The organism is Levilactobacillus angrenensis (assembly GCF_003946085.1).
Classification (GTDB): domain Bacteria; phylum Bacillota; class Bacilli; order Lactobacillales; family Lactobacillaceae; genus Levilactobacillus; species Levilactobacillus angrenensis.
Genome location: NZ_RHOB01000045.1, coordinates 1 through 4,438 on the forward strand (window position 1 = coordinate 1; position 4,438 = coordinate 4,438).

4 protein-coding genes and 1 pseudogene are annotated in these 4,438 nt (G+C 42.7%); all 5 read left to right on the forward strand.

Features of this window, described 5'->3' with window-relative positions; genetic code table 11:
• Window positions 1-448 (forward strand): replication initiation protein (locus EKM83_RS12885; protein WP_164505683.1); only part of this gene is annotated, 448 nt, incomplete at its 5' end.
• A gap of 839 nt (window positions 449-1,287) precedes the next feature.
• A complete protein-coding gene (locus EKM83_RS12895) occupies window positions 1,288-1,641 on the forward strand; it encodes a MobC family plasmid mobilization relaxosome protein (RefSeq protein WP_125577941.1) in 354 nt (117 codons plus the stop codon).
• Window positions 1,623-2,795 (forward strand): relaxase/mobilization nuclease domain-containing protein, encoded by a 1,173-nt coding sequence (locus EKM83_RS12900; protein WP_125577943.1) that lies wholly within the window; start codon window positions 1,623-1,625, stop codon window positions 2,793-2,795. The genes EKM83_RS12895 and EKM83_RS12900 overlap by 19 nt, the downstream gene beginning before the upstream one ends.
• Window positions 2,796-3,385: 590 nt before the next feature.
• Window positions 3,386-4,309: a replication initiation protein gene (locus tag EKM83_RS12905; RefSeq protein WP_087576420.1), complete on the forward strand. Its 924-nt coding sequence runs from the start codon at window positions 3,386-3,388 to the stop codon at window positions 4,307-4,309.
• Window positions 4,294-4,438 (forward strand): annotated as a pseudogene (locus tag EKM83_RS12910) (RepB family plasmid replication initiator protein); the annotation flags it as partial. The gene EKM83_RS12905 and the pseudogene EKM83_RS12910, both read left to right, overlap by 16 nt.

Sequence of the window (4,438 nt, forward strand, 5' to 3'; positions counted from 1 at the left end):
GAAACGGAGGATTACTCTAACGGGGTGGTTTGAAGTTGTGCGTATTTGGGAAAATGGGCAACTTCAAATCAAAATCAATGAAGATTTTGCGCCATTTCTGTTGCAATTAAAAGATAAAGGGCACTACACCCAATACTTACTCGTTGATACCGTTAAACTGAAAAGTAAATATTCTATTTTGCTTTATAAACTCATGCGTGAAGCTGATAAAGATAACGGTAGTTCAATTGCCATTGTCCAAGGAACGCCTGATGAGTGGAAAGAATGGCTAGGTGCGCCAGAAAGTTATACCTATGGACGATTGAAAGATAATATTTTAAACCCAGCAATTGAAGAAATTAACCTTGAAATTGGGGATATGGGCTTAGAGTTATTTCAAGCACGCCGTGGTCGCGCGGTAGTTCAAGTGGAAATTCACAATAATTTCATTCGAAACAAACGGTATTAATTCAGGGGGGAAATGATGAATATAATAAAAAGAGGGATACCACTCTAGCCTCCACAGCTCACGGCATCCCTACATTTAGCAAAACAACCAACCATTTGAAAGGGAGTAAGAAGCATGAACAGACCAGATTTATTAGTACGAATAGTTACGATCATCACGTTGTTAATTGCGATAGTTTTGTTCCTATTTCAGGGAGGGAGCACACTAACTTTTGTATTTACAATTATCACAGTCATTTTATCTTTCATTTATCAGTTAATCAGAATACAGATGAAAAAGAAGTAAATCAGAAAAGTCATCTAAAGCTAACCGCATTGGAGGTAAACGCATGAATGGGACCTCGGTTAAAAACGGCTGGAACCCTTGATACAAGCGGACTAGCACAAATGCAAGCTCGGTCAAGCGTGAGACGCTTGACCTGTTCGGGCAGAACTCTCCATGAAATGGTCTGCTAGAAGAGCTCCTGCTGAAAGCATGCGTCAAGTGCAAAAATTGTCTTGATGAAATCATGCTTATTATGCAAAATAATTCGGCAGACAGCCCCCGTCGGGTAGACGCCATTTGCGGAATAAATCAGCAAATGGCATACGCAACGATTGGCAAAAAGTGGCTAGCATACAGCTAGTCATTTTGCCATGAGTTTGCGTAGCTAGGGGGTCAAGGGGCGAGCGCTAGCGTCCCCTTTGCAAGCACCACATCAGACACGTAAGTGGCTAGCATGTGGGTTGCTTGCCAAACCCCGTGAATTGATTTATTATGTGAGTAGAAACCCTAAGGGTTTCACGAGCTTAATCAATCAATTCACTTGCCTGAAAGGCAAAACAAAGGGGGTGGGGTTTGTGAGCGAACAACACAATATGGCTAGCTCTCTATCCGATAAACAACCCAATCGGAAAGACAGTCGGCAAATCAATTTTAGAGTGAGCGAGCAGGACTATTTAAAGCTTTCGCAGTCAGCGAAAACTTTAAATATGTCCGTGCCTGCTTTTGTCAAAAAGAAGGCACAAGGGGCACGGATCGTTGCCCCTAAGATTGGCGCAGAAGAAGCCCAAGCATTAACCCGTCAATTAGCAAAAATTGGGGGTAATCTCAATCAATTAGCCAAACACGCCAATCAAGGGGGTAATGTTCCTGCCCAAGCATTGCAGGAACTGCAAAGTGAGGTGGCACACATATGGCAACAACTCACATAAAACGGTCTGCCAGCGCGTCACGCCTTGTCAATTACGCCGAAAAACGAGCGGTCTTAAAAGACGGACTAAACCTTGATGTTGACTACGCAAAAAGTCAATTCAAACAAGTCCGTGAAGTGTATGGCAATCAAGGCAAGACGCAGGCGTATGCTAGCCGTATCTCGTTTAGTCCCAAAGAATTTGACCCGACAAACGAAGATGACCAACAAAAAGCGCTCGATATTGCCAAAGAAGTGTATCAAAAAACCTACCCTAATCAGCAAGTCGCTTTATACGAACATGCCGACACGGACGCTTTACACATTCATGCCGTCATTGGGGCAATCGACTTAGAAACAGGGAAAAAAATGCACGGTAACTGGCAAGAATACCGCGAAAAATTAGTCCATAATACCGATGAAATCGTACAAAAACATGGACTGGAAGTTACGAAAGTTGACCCTGAACGCTATGAAAAACGTTCTATGGCAGAAATTAAAATGCATGATCGTGGGCAACCCACATGGAAAGACCAAATCAGACAAGCCGTTGATAGCACGATGTCTAATCCCCTTATTCGCGATTTTCAGACGTTTAGAGACGATTTAAAGCAAAAGGCGATAGATGTATGGGAACGGGGAAAAGACCTTACCTATCAGCTCACAGGCACGAATTATAAAGCACGTGGTAACAAACTCGGCACAGCTTACGAAAAGGGGGCAATTTACAATGAGTTGGAAAGACGTACCAGAGACCAAAGAGACACCCAATCAGAGACCCGAAAACCAGATACAAACAGATTTAACAGCGCTCAATCAGACCCTGAAAGAAATCAGGAACTATCAGGGCACGCAAATTCAACTACAAAGCAAGCAACAAATCGAATTGACCGAACAACTGACACAAATCGAACAAGCCAGTCAGCGCGTCAATCAAGCCTTTCAGAAGACATTGAAAGATTTAAACAGCAACAAAGAGACCAACAAAGAACAATTAGTCGCGACGCTAAAAGACGCGCAAAACCACTTCAACGAGCAGACAAAGACCGTCAATCAAAGGACAATCGCCGAACTGCAAAAGATAAACAGCGTCCAACAGGACAACAACAACACGTTGAGAACCCTAAACGACAGCCTAAACCAGACCGTTCAAGGGACTATGGACCAAGTCGCTAACCGTTTATCTACGGAAATTGATCGAACACATAAAAATATGAGTTGGTATGAAATTAAAAATTATTTGTACGCGGTTATCCCGACTGGTTTGCTCTCAGGGCTTGTATTTTGGCTTCTGACGCATTTCTTTGCTTAACAGGTGTATTTATTAAATTATCTTTAAAATGGCTTAGAACGCAAAATAAGTCCTCCTAGCACTATCTGGGGCTGTCCGCCGAGCGTCAGTCGAGGCTTCTTCTGAGCCACGTCTTTTGGTTTTGAATTTAGCGAGTGAACGAAGTGAACGCTGCAAGCAAAATGTGAGCGTGATTTTCGCTCACTCCTTTTTGGTTTTGGGGCACGGAGACCCCCGCCTCTTATATAACCTCTTTTAAAACCTCTTTTAAAACCTCTTTTAATGGCATGTTCCACGTTACTCTCCCAAGCGTTTCACAAATGTTTGGGGGTCCAATTGTCTGTTTATGGGGGTCCAATTGTCTGTTTATAGGGGTCCAATTGTCTGTTTATGGGGGTCCAATTGTCTGTTTATGGGGGTCTCGTCTTGAGGTTCCGGCCTTAATATGGTAGCCTCTGATTTAGGAGGTGGTTTTTTGAGCAACGAACTAGTTAAATATCAACCGGAGTTAAATACAATTCCTCTGCGTAAATTTAGTCCTGTTGAGATGAATTTATTTTTTTCAATTGTGTCTAGAATGCGTGATAAGGGTGACCAAACCGTCCGCTTTAGCTTTGACCAGCTAAAAGAGTTAAGTAATTACAAACCCACAGCTAATCGGCGCTTTATCGACGATATTAAACGCACCTACGACCACTTGATGGACTTGCGTTTCGGTAGCCAAAGCAAAAGTGGGTTGTCGTTCGAAAGATTTGTCATGTTTACCAAATTTAAGATCAACGGTGACGTAGACGAGCCGTACGTTGACGTAGAAATCTACAAAGACGCTTTGCCCTTGCTGAACAATCTAGAGAGTTGGGTGCGGTATGCACTTATCGAGTTTCGCGACCTAAAAAGTAGCTATGCCAAAACCATGTTTCGATTACTCAAAGGCTATCGGACAACTGGATACGCCTACTTTTCCAAAGCAGATTTTGATGAGTTACTTGATATTCCAAAAACTTATCGGCAAGGCGACATTAACAAAAAAGTAATAAAACCAATCAAAGAAGAACTTACCCCCCTATTTCGTGGGCTAACTGTCCGCAAGAAATACGGTAAAAGGCGAGGAAAGCCTGTTATTGGCTATTCTTTTGCATGGAAACCTGAACGCAAAGATGCCGAAGATGTCCACGTCAGCAAGACTGAACGCCTGAACAAAGCCAAATTCAATATCGAGCACAATGGCGAACTGTCCGACAAAGAAAAATGGCGGGCAATTGATAAAATCAAAGGTCTCAAGCTAGGAACGACCGAAGCGGAACATAATAAACAAGAACAAGAGACGCGCGAAGAACAGATTCGTGCAGAGGAGCGACAAAAAATACTCGAAAAACTACGAAACGGAGGATTACTCTAACGGGGTGGTTTGAAGTTGTGCGTATTTGGGAAAATGGGCAACTTCAAATCAAAATCAATGAAGATTTTGCGCCATTTCTGTTGCAATTAAAAGATAAAGGGCACTACACCCAATACTTACTCGTTGATA